This is a genomic window from Dokdonella sp. (assembly GCF_039926425.1).
Taxonomy (GTDB): Bacteria; Pseudomonadota; Gammaproteobacteria; order Xanthomonadales; family Rhodanobacteraceae; genus Dokdonella_A.
Map to the genome: position 1 here is coordinate 1 of NZ_JBDSWZ010000264.1, position 17,154 is coordinate 17,154.

Consider the following 17,154-nt stretch of genomic DNA (forward strand, 5'->3'; position numbering starts at 1 on the left):
CTTGCGCGAAGTAGTCCCAGTTCTGCGCGATTGCCCCGAAGTGGTACGCGCCGAGCAGCAGGTCCGTGCTGCCGGTGCCCATCTGCAGGCCGCGATCGATGATCTCGCCCTGCAGCGGCCCGTCGCGGAACGTGTCGTCGGTGCGACCGGTGGGCAGTTTCACGCCAAACTGCAGACCGGTACTGTGGTCTTCCGAAACGCCGGCATAGCGTGCGATCACCCGCAAATCGCCAATGCCTTTCGTGCGCGAACTCGACAGCTCGGTTTCATCCTCGCCGATGGTCGTGTGGTAACGGTCGAAAGACGGCAGCTGTACGCCCACGCCCCAGTTCGCATTCGGGCTGTACTCGAGGCCGAACGTCGCGTTGCGGTTCACCGTGGTCTGCTGCACTTCCGACTCGTTCGGCAACTCGATCGTCGAGCGGTCGACGCTGTCGGTTCCGCTGCGCAATTCGGTCTGGTTGAAATAGTCGTAGCGCAAGTCGAATCGCCAGCCTTTGCCGGCTGCAAGTCCCTGTGTCGCCCAGTCCGCATTGAGCGTGCAGCCACAGCTGGAACACGCCTGTGCGGCGACCGGAAAAATCACCATGAAACCGAGCGCGATCGCGCTCTTTCGAAACGAAATCATTGGATACCCCTGAAACGCCATGAAGGAATCGATCCGCAGATGCGCGGAATCGAAGACACACTCGATGATCGAAAATCAGGTGGCGTCGGGCGGACCCCGCGGTTGCGCAGCAATGCCATAGGCGTTGCGTGCACGATGGTTCTTCGTGCGCTCCGTTGGAGGCAGAGTTTGGAACGCGATCACCGACGTGTGGAAAGCGACGCCGACGGCCGCCGGCGAGTCGGTCAGGAAACCGCAGTACCCGCATTTCTTCCAGCAGTCGTCCGGCACCTTGCCGTTGCCGTCGTGGCCGCACGGAATGGCCAGGGCAGATTGGGGCCCGTGCGTCGCGTGCGCGAGGTCGGATCCGCGGGAATCGTGTGGACCTGATGTCGCGGCGCGCAACTGCGACACCGTCGGCACGAGCGCAACCAGGAGGATGGCCCAGAGGCCCATCCAGGCCATGCAACGCCGCTGGCGGATCGATCGAATCACCGCGCGATGGTAGCTCAGGCGGCGCCGTCGATCGTCAGGGTTTTCACCCAGGCGGCGCGATGGTGTGCCGCAATCGATTCACCCTATCCATCCACCCCCCCGGATTCTTATCTCAACGGACGGTGAAGGTCAGCGTTGCAAAATCGCTCGTCCAGTCCACCGCCGGGCGGGTCGACGGCACCAGACGCGTGACGCGCAACAACCACTCGCCTTTCTGATCGATGTGAACTCGGACGCGACCCTGCGCATCGGTGTGCAGGAACTGCGCGCGCGCAGGACGACCACGGACGACGCCGATCGGAACATCCGCGAGTGGCTGTTCCTGCGCGAGAACGCGAATTTCCACGTCGCTGTCCACGGTCAGCGTCGCCTGCGCGTCCGGCACGATTTCAAGCGCGCTGCCGACGGGCGTGGACCATTCGGTGCTGGCGCTCGCGCCGCTGCCGGCCAGACTCTTCGCATGCTTTACATACGTTTCGCGCCAACGCCGCGGTTTCGGCTTCGCCTCCCACGCGGCACGGATCTCAGGTGTCGCGTCGATTTCGGCGAAGTACTCGCGCACCTTCGCTTCGTCGAGGCGCAACGTTTTCGGCGCGAGATCCACCCACACAACCGCCGCACTGGTGGCGGGAACCGCGGCGAACAGCGTGAGCGCGTGAGCACCGCGCTTGCCGATCATTAGCGCGCACGGGCTGTCGATCATCCGGCAACCCTTCGCGGCGATCCGTGCGGGATCGATCGCGTAGTCGGCAACGGGAAACTCCATTCCGCTGGTCAGCGCGAGCGTTTGCGCGCCGCTCGTACCCTGATGGCTCCCCGGCGCGGCCAGCAACCAGGTGTCGTGCGCATGCACGTCACAGCACGCGACCGCGGCCAACGCGAAAACCCAATTGCCAACTCGCATACGTGCCGCCTCAGAAAGTGCCGCGCAACGTCACCCGAACCTGACGCGGTTCCACCGGATGGAAATGATAGTCCGATACAGGACTTGCTTCTCCTGCCAGCTGGGAATCGTAGAAGTACGTGATGTCGTTCTGCGAGCTGTCGAGAAGATTGAGCACTTCAAGCGACACCTTCACCTTGTCGGTCAATCGATAGCCCGCTTCCGCGTTGACGATCGTGGTCGAGTGCGAGCGAGCGCTGTTGTCCTCGATCAGCGGCGCCGGGCCGAGGAAGCGGTAGCGCAGACCGCCAAACCACGGTCCGGGGCCGCTGAATTCCGCGCCGACCGACGCCACGCGCTCCACCGCATTCGCAATGCGCGTGCCTGCGGGGTTCGCGTCGCTGAAGCGTGCGCGCGAAGGCGCGTAATCGGCATCGATCAACAACCACGAGACGGGCCGGTAGTACGCCGAGAGCTCGATGCCCGTCCGGGTCGACGGAAAGCTCGGCTCGGTGGTGCCGCCATCGCCGGCGAACACGAGTTCCGAACCGATATTGAGATGCCAGAACGATGCGGTGAACGTGAGGTTCTCGGCCGGACTCGTGCGCACGCCGATTTCTGAACCGGTGGTCGGCACCAGCAGTTCCTGCGACGCAGCGGCTTGTGTCGGGTCGTTCGGATCCACCCGCAGCGTGCCTCCACGCGCATCGTTGGAATGAAAGCCGCGCCCGATGTTGGCAAACACTTCGGTGTTCTTCCACGGCCCGAAGATCAGGCTCAATTTCGGACTGGGCCGGTTGTCTGTCGCGGTGCCGGAATTCTCGGCAATGTTGCTGTCGACAGTCGCGTGGTAATCGTCGTAACGCGCGCCGATCACGCTGCGGAACCAGTCGGTCCAGCGCGTGGAGTAGCTGACAAATGCGGCGATGGATCCTTCCTCGACCGAATCCTGGCGGACGGTGCCGAGACGTTGGCGCGCCTCGGTGTGATAGAGGCCCACGGTTCCGATGTCATCGAAGCGCGTCTCGATGCCGACCGAGAGTTCCTGCTGGATGCCGCCGATGGTCCACGCCTGCACGTATTTTGCGATACCGCCGTAGTAGTTGCGGTTGTCACGCTGCTCGAACTCGTCGCCGTGCACCGGGTCTTCGAGGAAATAGGTGAAGTTGGAGTACAGGTTGAAGTTGTAGTGGACCGCGTAGGCGTTGACCAGCAGATGCCCGGGTCCAACGGGCATGTGGTACTCGCCCGACGCGGTGTAGCGCGATGTTTCACCACCGAGGAACGGATCGATCTGCCCGAACGCGTCGATGATGCCTTCATCGACCGCGCGCTCGGGAATCTGGTCCGACGAATCCCAGCGGTTGTGGTACGCCATCAGGTTGAGATGGTAGCCCTGCGAACCGTCGCCTCCGGTGTAGCGACCGAGCAGCGAGACCTTGCGTTCGTCACCGGCCTTGTTCCATGGGCCGTCATAGACTTCGAGATCGGCCGCGCCGAGCCACGTGCCGTTGCCGGCGGGGCCGGATACGCCGAGCACCGCTCGCCCGTACGCATTCTCGCCTGCGGTGAGCTGATAGAAATCGTTGTCGAGGCGGTCCTTGTAGCGAATGTGCACGGAACCTGCCGACGAGAAATCGCCATCCTCGGCGTAGTAAGGACCCTTGCGATATTCGATCGTGTCGATCAACTCCGGGATCAGCCCGTTGAGATCGTTGTAGCCCTGGCCATGACCGTGCGTGCGCAGGTTGTTCGGCACACCGTCGATGAAGGTCGACAGATCCGTTCCATGATCAAGGTTGAAGCCACGCAGGAAATACTGGTTCGCCTTGCCATCGCCGCTGTGCTGCGTCGCGACCAGCCCGGGAACCACTTCGAGCACTTCCGCCGGGCGCGAGATCGGACGGTTCTCGATCTGCTCCTGCGTCACCACTCCGGCGGATGCGGCATCCGCCTGAGCGAGTTGTCCGGCATCCGTCTGGCCGGCGACCTGGATGGTTGGAAGCTGCGTGGCAGGTACACCAACCGCAAGGGCAGACGCGGAAACCGCCATCGCTGCGACTGTTGCCAGTGTCCTCACCGATCCTTCGATTGTCATGTTGTAGTGCCGAGCGGAAAACCTGCCAAACGTACGCATCAATGCATCGATCGGATGCACCGCGCGCCTCAGCCGAGTCCGAATCCAAACGCCCGACCGAAGAACCACACGGCTGCGACGGCAACGATCACACTCGAACCCCCGACCAGAACGACGGGCCGATAAAACAGGCGGTTTCGCATCAGATAAATCAGCGGCACCACGACGAAGACGACGCTGAGCTGGCCCAACTCGACGCCGATGTTGAATCCCGCGAGCGACAGGGCCAGCGCATCGCGCGGAAGACCCAGATCGTTGAGCACGCTGGCGAAGCCGAAGCCGTGCACGAGCCCGAAAAAGAACGCCAGCAACCACACGCGGCGGGTCACCCGCGGAAAAATGTTGTTGAGCGCGGCGAGCATCACCGACAGCGCAATGCCCGACTCCACCAGTCGCGACGGCAGCCCGATCACGCCGAGTGCCGCGAGGGTGAGCGTGATCGAATGCGACAGGGTGAAGGCGCTCACCACCGCGAACACGCTCCACAACGCGCTGCGCAGATTTGCCACCGGCACCCATCGGCCACGCCCATCCGGATCGCGCACACGCACGAGCACCGCCGGCAGCAGCAGAGAAATCAGGAACAGCAGGTGGTCATAGCCGATCCAGATGTGATGCATGCCGTCGTCGACGAACTGCAGGAACTGGTGGAGTCTCGACGCGTGCGCGAGATCGAACGTCTGTACCGGCGGGTCCGGTCCAAGCACTGCGGTGCGCGTGGCGTCGCCGACGGTCATGGCCAGCAGGCCCCGATGGCTCGGATCGAGATCGAACAACAGGTGATAACCGATCTCGAGTTGCCGAGGGGGCGCAGCACAGCGCGCGGTGAATGCGAGCACCGCATACGCGCCATCGCTGTGCGTATCGACCAGCAGGTCGCCGCGCGTGACCGGACACGGCGCTCCGTCCGCGTTGAAGGCGAGGCGCGCGAACGCATAGTCGAACACCTTGGCTTGCTGCGAGCGCAGTTCACCCCAGGTGATCGCGCCGTCGTGGTCGGCGTCGAGTCCGACGGCGAGTTCGAGATCGCGCAGCGCAATGTCCCAATGCCCGGTGACGACGCTGTCGTCGGGCGGCACGTTGAGCGCGAGATAGCTGTCGCTGGGCTTGTGCGCCGATGCCGCAATCGCGAAGCCAAGCAGCGCAAACGTTGCCAGAACGCGCAGGAAGGGCGTCATTCCGAACGACCGTCGGCGAGACGTTTCGCGAGCGCCGACAGTCGTACGCCCTCGATGCCGGTGGTGCGCATCCAGTCGAGCGCAGGCTTCGCCGCGTCCGACTGCTTTGCCGCGAGTGCCGATTCGAGGAGGATGCGCGCGTCCGCCGGTTCGCGCTGCACGCCGAAGTTGCGCACCGCCAGTTCAAGCGCATGCGCGTCGTCGTGCTTCACATCGAGTGCGAAACGTGCCTGCTCGCGCAGATGCGTTTCGTCGCCACGTTCGTGTGCTTCGGTGAATCGCTCGTCCAGGTTGCCGCGCAGTTGGTCGGCATCCGCATCGCCATCGCGTTGCGCGGCAATCGCGGCGCGCAGCAGCAACGCATCTGCCTGCTGCGGATCGCCCAGTGCGGCACGCGCCTCGGCATTCCTGCCTTGGTCGAGCAACAGGTCGGCGAGCGCGCTGCGTGCATAGACATCGTCGGGTTCAAGCGCCAACGCCGAATGGAAAGCGGCCAGCGCGCCATCATCCTCGCCACGTCGTGCGCGAATTTCGGCCAGCGTGGTCCACGCCCACACGGTCACGGCCTTGCCGCCCGCCGTTGGCCGGGTCAGCGCACCTGCGAGCAGTTGCTCCGCCGATTCCGCACGCCCCGAAAGCGACCCGGTGATCGCAACGCATGTTGCGCCCACCAGCGGATCCGCCATCGGCAGCAATTTGAGGCAGGCCGCTTGTGCGGCTGGGATATTTCCCTGCACCTGCTCGATGCTGGCAACCAGCAGCCATGCATCCGGCTGGAACGGGTCCGCCGCCAGCGACACTTTCAGCTGGCCGAGCGCCGGCGCCCAGCGGTGATTGAATTGCAGGATGCGCGCGCGCATGACGAGCAGTGCCGACGTCGCACCGTCGTCGCGTGTCCACCATTCGCCCAGTGCCGCCTGCGCATAGCCATAGGCACGCGGGTCGGCGTAGGTCTGGCCGAGTTCGACATAGTGTTGGGCCGATGCGAGCACCGCATCGAGATTCTGCGGACCCGCAGACGGAGCTGCCGCACCGCGCAGCTGGCGAATGGCCAGGAGCGCGGGCGGCAGATGTTCAAGAACAAGATCGTCCGATGCAGGTCGATACGGCGCAGCGTGCCCTGTGGTAACGATCGCCCAGGAGCAAACGATCGCTGCAAGCAACGCGACGCCGTTCGACACCTTACGGCGTGCCGACTACATCGTTGAAAGCCGCCGCGTTCCCGTCATCCGGGTACGAGAACGCAACGCCATTCACGTCAGCCGGTTGCGTCGTGTCCGAGGTTGCGGCGAGCTGCGTGTGCACGAACGTTGTGAAGTTCGTCGTGGTGGGTGGTTGGATGACGACGCCGCCGCCACCGTTGTTGTTGTCGTGATTGGACGATCCACCGCAACCGGCGAGAGCTGTGGCGACGAGTCCGGCACCAAGTGCCATGAGGGTTTGCCGTTTCATCGTGGGTTACCTCTTCGCGACCGCAGTGCCGTTCGCGCTATTGGGCGAACCCGGCAACGGCGTGTTGAGATACGGGAATGCAGCCGGGAAATCGCTGGCGGCAATCGTCGTCTGGTCGGTGAATGCACCTTGGCCCGACGGTGCCTGGTCAACCGGCAACAAGACGCCCATCGCAACGCGCAACTCGATGTCGACCACGTCGTCACCCGGTCGACGGCCATTCGGGAAGCCTGCGGTGTCACCCGCGAGCACACCGAGATTGGCCTGCTGATCGGCCGTTTTCGGCGCAATCGAGGTGTTCAGACGCAGCATTTCCGACGGCGTCACGCCCGCCGGCTGGTTGAGACCAGTGACTCCGGTGAGGAACGCGGCAATCAAATCGGTGCGCGGGAACACCTGCGGCGCCTGCACGCCGAACAGCACCTGCAACAACGCAGGCAGCGTCGGATTCGTCACGTAGTCGGCGAACTGCCCGTCGTCCTTCGGCTGACTCGCATTGAAGCGGTCCTTGTCCGGCAGGCCGATCACCAGTTCGTTGACCAGCGGCGCACCAAGGCGTGACACCTGCGTCCACGCACCACCGACGACAGACGGTCCCTGCGTTGCCGTCGCACCGGCAATCACGCCCTTCGGCGCAGGATTGAGCACGGTCGCCTGACGCAGGCTGGCAGTGGTCCACCCACCGATGATCGGGCTACCGCCAGCGGCGAGGCATCCGACCGGAACTTCGAGTTCGATCGCGGTGACGGCTTTATCTGCGAGCGTGTTGGGTTCTGCATCCGGTTCGCCGATCGGATTGAGATTGACAAGGTCGAACACCTCGCCAAGGTTCACGGCAAACGGATCGGCGCGCTGGCCGACGAACACCTTGCCGGCGTCACAACCCGGAATGCCGATGCTCGCGATGTGGCTTGCCGCATAACCGGCGTAGTCGGGAATCGACTTGGTGCCGATGTTGTCGAGCGGCTTGCGGAAGCTGGTGCCGCCCGCGCTCAGATTGGTCGCCGCCTGCGAGGTACCCGAGCGTCGATCGCCGCGGATCACATTGACCACGTAACTTTCAATCAGGTTCTTGTTCGCGTCGTTCGACGTGATGCCGGTACCGATCGGTCCGAGCAACTCGAGCGGAACCGGCACGCTCTTTCCACCGATCGTCAACGCGGCATTGTTGTAGGTGTTGGTGAACTTGAACTGGAAGGTGATGTCTTCCTTCGCGTCGCCGTTGTTGTCGATATGGATCTCGTACAACGCATTCGGATCGAGCGCGAAATAGTTCGGGCCGCCGTACGAATCCTGCAGCGGTTCGTAATTGGCAACGATCGTGACATACCCGTCACGCCCGTTCTCGTAGCTGCGGAACATGTAGAAGTCGGTGGCATCCACCTTCGGGTGTCCGGCGACGAAAGGCGCCTCGCGATGGCTCGATGCAAACGCGGACGGAAGGGCGAGAAGCCCGGTGATGGCCGCCGCAAGCAGGCTGGTCCTTTGATATCGCATGGTGGATCTCCAGAAAGTGATGGGGCACCGCAACGTTGCGCAGATGTTCGTGCGTCGGTGTAGGTACGGGCGGGTCGGCAATCCGGATGCACTCAGGTTCCCCGCATCCGTGACACCGGTTTGCGCCCGTTCACGCGAACATCAGCTGAACAGCAACGAATGGGACTTCGCAAAGAGACGAAGGCGTTCAGGTCGCACAGAACGCTTGACCGCTGTCAGTCTTCGCGCGTCACACGAAGCACTTCTTCGCTCGAGGTCACTCCAGCAACGCACTTGCGCCAGCCGTCCTCGAGGATCGATGCCGATTTGGCGCGCGCCTGCCGCTCGAGCTCGGCTTCGGAAGCCCCTTCATGGATCATCCGCCGCAGCGTTTCGTCGAGCGTGATCAGCTCATAGATGCCGGTGCGGCCCTTGTAGCCGGCATGTCGTCCCGAACCGCTGGTCGCCAGATCGTCGCGCGGACGGTAGAGCGTTGCCTGCGTATCGGCGGGCTTGCCGAATGCAGCGAGCTCGGCCGGAGTTGCCGAATAGGAAACGCGGGTGGCCGGATCAAGCACGCGCACCAGCCGTTGCGCGAGCACGCCGACCAGACTGGATGCGAGCAGGAACGGCTCGACGCCCATGTCGCGCAGGCGCGCGACGGCGCCGGCGGCGGAATTGGTGTGCAGCGTCGACAGCACCAGATGGCCGGTCAGCGACGCCTGCACGGCGACTTCCGCGGTTTCGAGGTCGCGGATTTCACCCACCATCACCACGTCCGGATCCTGGCGCAATATCGCGCGCAAGCCACGCGCAAACGTCATGTCGACACGCGTGTTCACCTGGGTCTGGCCGACGCCATCGAGGTAATACTCGATCGGGTCTTCCACCGTCATGATGTTGCGCGAGCTGTCGTTGAGCTTGAGCAGCGCGCCGTACAGCGTGGTCGTCTTGCCCGAACCGGTGGGGCCGGTCACCAGCAGGATGCCGTGCGGGCGCGAGACCAGTTCTTCGAGCCGCGTTCGCGCGGCGTCGTCCATGCCGAGATGGATCAGGTCGAGCTTGCCCGCCTGCTTGTCGAGAAGACGCAACACGACGCGCTCGCCGCGACCGGCCGGAATCGTCGACACGCGCACGTCCACCGGTCGGCCTGCAATGCGCAGACCGATGCGACCGTCCTGGGGAAGCCGTCGTTCGGCGATGTCGAGCTTCGCCATCACCTTGATGCGGCTGACCACCGCACTGGCGATCGCCTTCTGCGGCGCGAGGACTTCGCGCAGCACGCCGTCGATGCGAAAACGCACCACAAGGCGGTTCTCGTAGGGCTCGATGTGGATGTCCGACGCGCCTTCCTTCACCGCTTCAGTGAGCAGCGCGTTGATCAACCGGATGATCGGCGCGTCGTCGTTGCTCTCGAGCAGGTCTTCCGGCTCTGGCAGATCGTCGGCGACGCTCTTCAGATCCATCCGCTCGTCAAGGTCGGACACCATCGTGCGCGCGTCGTCACCTTGCTCGTACAGGTCGCGCAACAAACGTTCGAACTCGGTGGGCTCAAGCGTACTGAACTGCAATGGCGCGCCAAGGTGGCGACGCAGTTCCGCGAGCACGTCGGTGCGCACGCCGCGACGGCAGGTGATCTCGGCCACGCCATCTCGCCAGCCGGTCAGCGCGACGCCGTGACGGCGGGCGAAGCCGAAGCTCGGGCGCGCGGGGCGCGCCTCGGGGATCGACACCGCCTTCGCTGCCTCGCTCACCGGCTCGGCGTCACTACGGGCGTCGGCTGCACCATGGTCGGCTGGCCGTCGAGCGTGGGGCTGGAGAGGAAATCGTGCACTTCCGGCAACACCGGACGCATCTGCGGCGGAGTGATCGGCCACGTCTCCTGGCGAATCTGCAACTGCTCGGTGCGCATGTAGTTGTACTTCTCGCTGGAAATCGCAGCTTCGGTCGCCGCGTCACGCAGGATCTTCGGATGCAGGAAGATCATCAGGTCTTTCTTGGTGCGGTCGTTGGTGCGGTAGCGGAACAGATTGCCGATCAGTGGAATGTCGCCAAGCGCCGGCACCTTCTGAACGTTGTCCTTCGCCTCGTTGTCGATCAGTCCGCCGAGCACCAGCAGCGAATCGTCCTTCACCAGCACACTGGTGGTCAGCTCGCGCTTGTTGGTGATCAGGTCGACGGCGCCGGAAACGGTGGGCGCGAGCGACGAGACTTCCTGGTGGATGTCGAGTTGCACCGAGTCGCCGACGTTGATCTTCGGCTTCACCTTGAGCACGAGTCCGACGTCTTTCCGCTGGATCGTCTGGAACGGATTGCTGATGCCGTTGCTGGCACCGGTGCCGCCTGTGTTGGTGGTGCTGCCCGTGGTGTACGACCCGGTCAGAAACGGCACTTCCTGCGCCACCTTGATTTCCGCTTCCTGGTTGTCGAGCGTCAGCACCGAGGGTGTCGACAGGATGTTCGACTTGCCGTCGCCGCGCAGCGCGCTGATCAGCGCGCCGAGCTGGAACACCTTCACGCCTGCAACGGTGATCGTGTCGCCGTAAGCGAGATTGAAACCGTTGCCGATGCCGCGCGGGTTTGCGGACGCGGCGATGATGTTGTTGCCCGCACTGGTGCCCGTGAAATTGGTGCCGCCAATCACGTGGTCGCCGTTGCCAGCCGGCAGCTGCCACTGCACGCCGAGTTCGCTTGCGGTCTGGTCGGACACTTCCGCGATCACCGCTTCGATCAGCACCTGGTTGCGGCGAATATCGAGCTGGCGAACGACCGCAGCGAGCGAGCGGAAGATTGCCGGCGGTGCGCTGATGATCAATGCATTGTTTTCTTCATGCGCCTGGATCGTTGCAGGCGACGCGCCGCCGCCGCCGGCGGTTTCGCCGGCCTTCGGGGCGGTCGGCGGAGCCACGCCACTCAACGTCGCCGCAACGCCCTGCAGAATCGGCACCAGATCCTTTGCGCTCGCGTAGTGCAGATAGATCACCTGCGTATCGCCGCCGCTTTCCAGTGGGCTGTCGAGATGCGCGATCAACGCACGCATGCGCAGCCGACCGTTTTTTGCGCCGGCCAGCAGGATCGAGTTCGTGCGCGTGTCGGCGAACACGCGTGCGTTTTCGCTGTTCGCCTGTGCCGTCTTGTCGTCGGCAAGCAGCGTGAGCGTGCGCGCCATTTCGGCCGCGTTCGCATGCACCAGCGGAATCATTTCGACCTGTGCGTCGGAGACCGTATCGATGCGGTGGATGATGTCGGTCAACCGCTGCACGTTGCCTGCCCGGTCGGACACCACCAGCGAGTTCGATGTCGCATGTGCGATCAGCTGCGCGCCCTGCGGCATCAGCGGACGCAGGATCGGCACCAGTTCCGCCGCGGACACGTGCTTGACCGGAACGATCTCCGTGACCAGTTCGTCGCTGGTGCGCTGGCCGATTCCGTTCACGCCGGTGGAGCCGTCCTGCTGCGCGGTCGCTTCGGGCACGATCTTGATCATGCTGCCGGACGGCACCGCTGCGAGGCCGTGCACGCGCAGCACTGAAAGGAACACATCGTAGATCTCGTCGGCTTTCATCGGCCGCGCCGAGATGACCGTGATCTTGCCCTGCACGTTCGGGCCAATGATGAAATTCTTGCCGGTGATCTCGCTGACCGTCGCAATGAGCGCCTGGATGTCCGCGTCCTTGAGATTGAGCGTGTGGCGACCGTCGGCGGTCGTCGAATGGCCGGGTGGCGGCGGCACATCGGCGGCGGCGCCCGTTTGCGCCGGAACGCCGGCCGCGTGCGCGAACAGGAGGCCGAACACGATCGGCAGAAAGATGTAACGCATCGGTGCGGGTATCCGGAAGCGGAGTGGTTTCATTTCAGTCCGACGGTCACTTCGGTAGGCTTGCCGTCGCGCTGCACCGTGACACGCACGGAACTCGCGCTCGCGAGACCGGCCATGATTTCCTGGCCCCGAGCAAACGAGTCGACTGGCATGCCGTTGACCGAGGTGATCACATCACCTGCGCGCAAGCCGATCTGCGCCATCAGCGCGGCGTCGCCCCCGGCGGACAACCGTACGCCGGTGAGCTTGCCGCCATCGAGCACCGGCACCACCTGGACGCGCTTCGCGAGCTCGGCAGGATTCTGGCGCAGCCGCTCGACGGTTTGCTGCCAGTCTGCCGGCACCTTCACGTTCGTCGCACTCGCCGCCGCGCCACGCGTCGACATTGAAGGGTTGCTGCCCGCCGCGAGTGGATTGGTGGATGGGCGGCTCGAGGTGGTCGCGGGCGTCGCACGGACGCTGTCGCCCGGCGCAAGATTGAGGTCGCGCACAAGCTTGAGGATCTCCGCAGCGCCCTCGTGATCGAGCACGATGTGATCGGGATAGACGCCCGCGATGCGCGCGCCCGGCGCAACCTCGTCGCCCACACGCAGTGCACGCTCACCGTTCTGCGGATCGGACAACAACGCGATGCCGGCTTTGGGATCGTTCTCCGCCAGCGTGCCGCGCAGGATCAGCGACAGCGTGGTGGACGGTGCACCTGGACCGGCCCCGGGCCGCAGTGGCGTGTTGCCGAACAGATGCCAACGTGCGACCGACTGCGCCGGCACTGCACCGGACACGAGCGCGTCGCTGCGCAACGGCGCGGTGTCGAACGCCGCATCGCCCCGCGGCACCAGCGACCACACGAGGCGCACGAGCAGCCACAACGCGATCGCCGCCAGCACCGCGCAGCACAGGGCAGCGGCAGGTTCCGCGTAACGGTTGCGATCGGTGCCCGAGAATGACAGCGCCATGCGGAGCGTTTTGCGTGGTGTCGGAAGTCCCAAGGGTACCAAACGCAGCCACGGCGCGGGTGTCCGTGCCGCGCAGCACGCCGATCCAGCGCCTCGTTGCGCATCAATTCGACGATTCGTGCGTGGCCCTGCATCCCCGCATCAGCGCAATGTCCGGTTTCGACGTGAATCTCCGTACCCCTTGATGCACCGGCAGATGGCCGAACGCACTCCTGGGAGACCTGATGATGCAAACAACGACCAACCCACATGGCAAACAGCGCATCGGATGGAAAGGACGATTGTGCGGGCTTTCCGGACGCGCCTGCATTGCCGTGGCCCTCACTGCACCCGCCACAGCGGCCCCCATCACCATCGCCGACCATGCGTTGGTCGGCCGCTACGAGGGCTCCGACCTCGTTGGCCACACGCACTCGGATTTTGACGAGTCCACTCTCGTGAATGGACCGATTGCCGGAACAGCCAGCGGCAGTGACAAGCGTGGCTGGCTGTCGGTCGACGGTGTACAGGATCTGTATTACTACAAACTGCCCGCCGGCCGCTCGACACTCGAGGCGTTGCGCAACTACGAGGCGAGCCTGACATCCAAAGGCTTCGCCATTCCGTTCACTTGCTCGACGTCCAATGGTTCGTGCTACGCAAAGCGTCCTGGCCATGTGGACACGACAGGCCCGTACGATTTCGCCAACGCGCTGGACGCGTCTCCCGAGCTTCCGCGCCTCGAGGGCGACTACATCCGCAACTACTTCGGCACCAACGCGCGCTATCTCCTCGGCAAGCTTGCGCGACCGCAAGGCGCGGTCTACGCGAGCATCGCGTTTGCGGAGGGCACACACGGCAACTTTGCGTTCGTGCGCGTCGTTGAAACGAAGGACATGGACAGCGGCAAGATTGCGTTTGTCGGCGCGGAACAGATGCAGACGGCGCTCGCCGACACCGGGCGCGTCAGCCTGTATGGAATCCACTTCGATTTCGACAAGGATGTCGTCACGGGCGAATCCCGGCCAACGCTCGACGAGATCGCCAAGGTGCTGCGTGCGCAACCGGAACTGCGACTCGGAGTCGTGGGCCACACCGATGCAAAGGGTGGCGCGGACTACAACGCCGACTTGTCGAGCCGCCGCGCAGCAAACGTCGTGATGGCGCTGACCCGCGACTACGCAATCGACGCATCGCGACTTGCACCACGCGGCGCCGGCGCGAGCGAGCCGCTGGCGTCCAACGATACCGAGGAAGGCCGTGCGAAGAATCGCAGGGTCGAACTGGTACGACGCTGATGACACATCGAACCCGCACATCCACACGCGTGAGCCCCTGCAACCTGGATGCGGCTCGCGATCCACGCGCGTTGCCGGACTGCATCGTGCATGGCATGCCGAAGGCAGCGCCGCTGTGGCGGCACGCAGATGATGTGCACGCATCGATCGGCCACTCGTCGACGTCACCACAATGACCCACGACCAATCGGTGCCAGGCTCGACACATCGGGCGCGCTGAGGTGTTGCCCAGCCAGCTTCGGGTTGCTCGTATCGCGCGAGCGGGCGGGCGGCGATGCGACACCGCGCTGCGGGCGGCTTCGATACTCGGGAAATCGGAACGATGAAGAACGAACTCGATGCATTGCGCATCCTGCGTGACGCGCTGGATACCGATCCGTGCGAACGCGACAGCTATCTCTCGATGCGCTGCGACGGCGACACGGCTCTTCGCGACCGTGTGGATGCGCTGTTGCGTGGTATCGCAGCCGATGAGGTGGCGGACGCTTTTGCAGAAGATGACGTGTGCTCAACGGCGGTCGCGAGCGAAGATCCATTCACCGGTCGCTTGCTGGGACCGTTTCGGCTTCTCGAGCGCATTGGCCGCGGAGGAATGGGAGTGGTCTATCGCGGCACGCGCGAAGGCGCCGACTTCGCCCAGCAGGTCGCGATCAAGCTGATCAGACGCGGCTTCGATTTCGATGACATCCGTGCACGCTTCCTGCGCGAGCGACGAATTCTTGCGCGCCTCTCGCACCCGAATCTCGCGCGTTTCATCGACGGCGGGGTGGCCGACGATGGCCGTCCCTGGTTTGCGCTGGAATTCGTGGATGGCCAGCCGATCACCACATACTGCGACACCCAAAAGCTCGGTATCGACGCGCGCGTTGGTTTGTTCCTCGACGTCTGCGCCGCAGTCCAACACGCGCATACACAACTTGTTGTCCATCGCGATCTCAAACCGGCGAAGATTCTTGTCGACGAGAGCGCAAACGTGCGTCTGCTCGATTTCGGTATCGCCAAATTGGTCGAGGGAGAGGAACCGGCGGCGCACACGACAATCGGTGTGCGCACGGCACTGACGCCCGAGTACGCCGCTCCGGAGCAGTTCGGGGGCGAGGTTGCCGGTGCATCAACCGACATCTATGCACTCGGCGTCATTGCGTATGAGATGGTTGCAGGCGTTCTGCCGATTGATGTGGATCGCCGGGACATTGCCATCGCCGAACGCAGCGTGCGCGAACAGCCGCCTTCGCCGTTGGCGTCGGCGATCGTGCGTGAAACCACGTTCGCGGCATCCGGCGATGCGAGCAATGGAGGGCATATCGCCACGCCTGCGCTGCGGCTTGAAAACCGCAGTACAACACTGCGCGCGTTCCGCAGCGCGGTTCGCGGTGACCTCGCGCGCATCCTCGAAAAGGCACTCGCGAAGGAACCCGAGCGTCGTTATTTAACGGTCGATGCGTTCGCCGATGACCTGCGCCGATGGCGACAAGGCGCGCCTGTTCGCGTTTCAGGCAATCGGTTGGGATACCGCGTCGGCAAGTTTGTCCGGCGTAATCGGCTCGCAGTCTCGTTTGCACTGTTGGCGCTGCTGGCGGTCTGCGCCGGTCTCGTCGGCATGGCGTGGCAGATGCGCGAAACGCGATTGCAGCGCGACGCCGCCGATTCCGAGGCGCAGCGGTCTGGCGCGGTGCGCGATTACGTGATGCTGTTGTTTCGCAATGCGGCGCAACAGAAGAGCGGGCCGACCAAGACTGCGCGCGAAGCGCTCCGCAGCGGCGCCGATGAAGCAGTGAAACAACTCGAAAGCGCAAAGGAATCTGGTTTCAGTACGATTTTGGCGCTGGCCGAGTTGTACGCTGCGATGGACGATGCCGAAGGCTCTTATGCTTTGCTGGATCGTTTGCTCTCGTCACCAAGGATCACCAGCGATGCACAGACCCAGGCACGCGCGCGATTCCTGATGGCCGATCTGGAGTTTGCGCGTGGGCATGTGTTGCGTGCGCGCGAACTCCTCGATCAGTCACAAACATGGTGGGAACTCTCGCCGACTCGTTACGGACGCGACCTCAGCGAGAGTCGCCTGATCCAGGGGCGAATCGAGCGGGGAGAGAATCGCGCCGATGCGTCGATCCACACGTTCGAAGCGGGCATCGCGGAACGTCGCGACTTGATAGGGCACGCTGATGCGGAAACGGGTGAATTACTGGTCAGCCTCTCCATTTCCCTGTCGCGCGCGGGGCGTTGGCGCGAGGGCATGCAGCGTGCCGATGACGGCTATCGCACCTACGTCGAACTGGGGCAGGAGAAATCCACCTCGGGACTTGGCGCGTTGACCAATCGCGGATTTTTCCGACGCGCTGCCAACGACCTCGATGGAGCGCTGACGGATCTACGCCTCGCAGCGGATACGCGCCGTGCGCTCTTCGGCCCTTCTGGCGAACTGGCGAAGAGCGACTCGACCCTCGCCGCAGTCCTGATCAGCAAGCAGCGCTACAACGAAGCCGTCGCCCTGCTGGAACCCGCCTTGCGAATGGCCCTCGAATACGGCGGCGAAACCGCTCGTGGTGCACATGAGATCCGTCGTCAATTGGCCAAGGCGTATCTGGCACAGGGTCATCCGGCAAAAGCATTGGACTGCGCCAACTCGTTGGTGAGCAGCAATCCGCCGCCGTACGGCGCGCAATCGCTGGAAGCAGGTTTCGCTTATTCCGTGCGCGCACAAGCCCTTGCTGCACTCGATCGTCGTGACGATGCACGCAAGGATCTTGACCAGGCTGAGCGAATTTTCAAGGGAGTGGGTGCCGAAGGCGACCGGCTCGGTCGCGACCTGGCGGTGTTGCGGACAACCTTGATGTCCAACGAGCCATCGGCTGCCCGCTGAGCCGCGC

At 64.0% G+C, this 17,154-nt stretch carries 12 protein-coding genes and 1 pseudogene; 2 read left to right on the forward strand and 11 right to left on the reverse strand.

Going from position 1 to position 17,154, the window contains the following annotated elements; all coding sequences use genetic code 11:
• The 11 genes and pseudogenes from ABIV12_RS14975 to ABIV12_RS15025 all read right to left on the reverse strand — a co-directional run.
• Positions 1 to 628: pseudogene (locus ABIV12_RS14975) on the reverse strand (hypothetical protein); the annotation flags it as partial.
• A 75-nt stretch (positions 629 to 703) separates the two neighbouring features.
• The gene (locus tag ABIV12_RS14980; protein WP_348060737.1) at positions 704 to 1,102 is read right to left on the reverse strand and encodes a DUF2946 domain-containing protein; all 399 of its coding nucleotides are present in this window, start codon (positions 1,100 to 1,102) and stop codon (positions 704 to 706) included.
• Between the two features lie 112 nt (positions 1,103 to 1,214).
• Complete coding sequence (locus ABIV12_RS14985; RefSeq protein WP_348060739.1) at positions 1,215 to 2,006, reverse strand: DUF4198 domain-containing protein; 792 nt, start codon at positions 2,004 to 2,006, stop codon at positions 1,215 to 1,217.
• Between the two features lie 10 nt (positions 2,007 to 2,016).
• Positions 2,017 to 4,083, reverse strand: a complete 2,067-nt coding sequence (locus ABIV12_RS14990) for a TonB-dependent receptor (protein ID WP_348060741.1) — start codon at positions 4,081 to 4,083, stop codon at positions 2,017 to 2,019.
• Between the two features lie 68 nt (positions 4,084 to 4,151).
• Entirely contained in the window at positions 4,152 to 5,300 is a 1,149-nt protein-coding gene (locus ABIV12_RS14995; protein ID WP_348060743.1) for a HupE/UreJ family protein, read from the reverse strand.
• Entirely contained in the window at positions 5,297 to 6,481 is a 1,185-nt protein-coding gene (locus tag ABIV12_RS15000; RefSeq protein WP_348060745.1) for a tetratricopeptide repeat protein, read from the reverse strand. The genes ABIV12_RS14995 and ABIV12_RS15000 overlap by 4 nt, the downstream gene beginning before the upstream one ends.
• A gap of 1 nt (position 6,482) precedes the next feature.
• On the reverse strand, positions 6,483 to 6,752 hold the full coding sequence (locus tag ABIV12_RS15005; protein ID WP_348060747.1) for a hypothetical protein: 270 nt from the start codon (positions 6,750 to 6,752) through the stop codon (positions 6,483 to 6,485).
• Between the two features lie 6 nt (positions 6,753 to 6,758).
• The gene (locus tag ABIV12_RS15010; protein ID WP_348060749.1) at positions 6,759 to 8,249 is read right to left on the reverse strand and encodes a DUF4331 domain-containing protein; all 1,491 of its coding nucleotides are present in this window, start codon (positions 8,247 to 8,249) and stop codon (positions 6,759 to 6,761) included.
• Positions 8,250 to 8,464: 215 nt separating this feature from the next.
• Complete coding sequence (gene gspE / locus ABIV12_RS15015; RefSeq protein ID WP_348060771.1) at positions 8,465 to 9,955, reverse strand: type II secretion system ATPase GspE; 1,491 nt, start codon at positions 9,953 to 9,955, stop codon at positions 8,465 to 8,467.
• A 23-nt stretch (positions 9,956 to 9,978) separates the two neighbouring features.
• Positions 9,979 to 12,081 carry a type II secretion system secretin GspD gene (gene gspD / locus ABIV12_RS15020; protein WP_348060751.1) on the reverse strand — a complete coding sequence of 701 codons (2,103 nt, stop codon included), beginning with the start codon at positions 12,079 to 12,081 and terminating at the stop codon, positions 9,979 to 9,981.
• A complete protein-coding gene (locus ABIV12_RS15025) occupies positions 12,078 to 13,004 on the reverse strand; it encodes a type II secretion system protein N (RefSeq protein WP_348060753.1) in 927 nt (308 codons plus the stop codon). Before ABIV12_RS15025 ends, gspD begins: the two co-directional genes overlap by 4 nt.
• A 224-nt stretch (positions 13,005 to 13,228) precedes the next feature.
• Between ABIV12_RS15025 and ABIV12_RS15030 the strand changes: the two genes are divergently transcribed.
• Together ABIV12_RS15030 and ABIV12_RS15035 are read left to right on the forward strand one after the other, a co-directional pair.
• Complete coding sequence (locus ABIV12_RS15030) at positions 13,229 to 14,281, forward strand: OmpA family protein (RefSeq protein WP_348060755.1); 1,053 nt, start codon at positions 13,229 to 13,231, stop codon at positions 14,279 to 14,281.
• Positions 14,282 to 14,603: 322 nt separating this feature from the next.
• Positions 14,604 to 17,147 carry a serine/threonine-protein kinase gene (locus ABIV12_RS15035; protein ID WP_348060757.1) on the forward strand — a complete coding sequence of 848 codons (2,544 nt, stop codon included), beginning with the start codon at positions 14,604 to 14,606 and terminating at the stop codon, positions 17,145 to 17,147.
• The last annotated feature ends 7 nt before the right edge of the window (positions 17,148 to 17,154 follow it).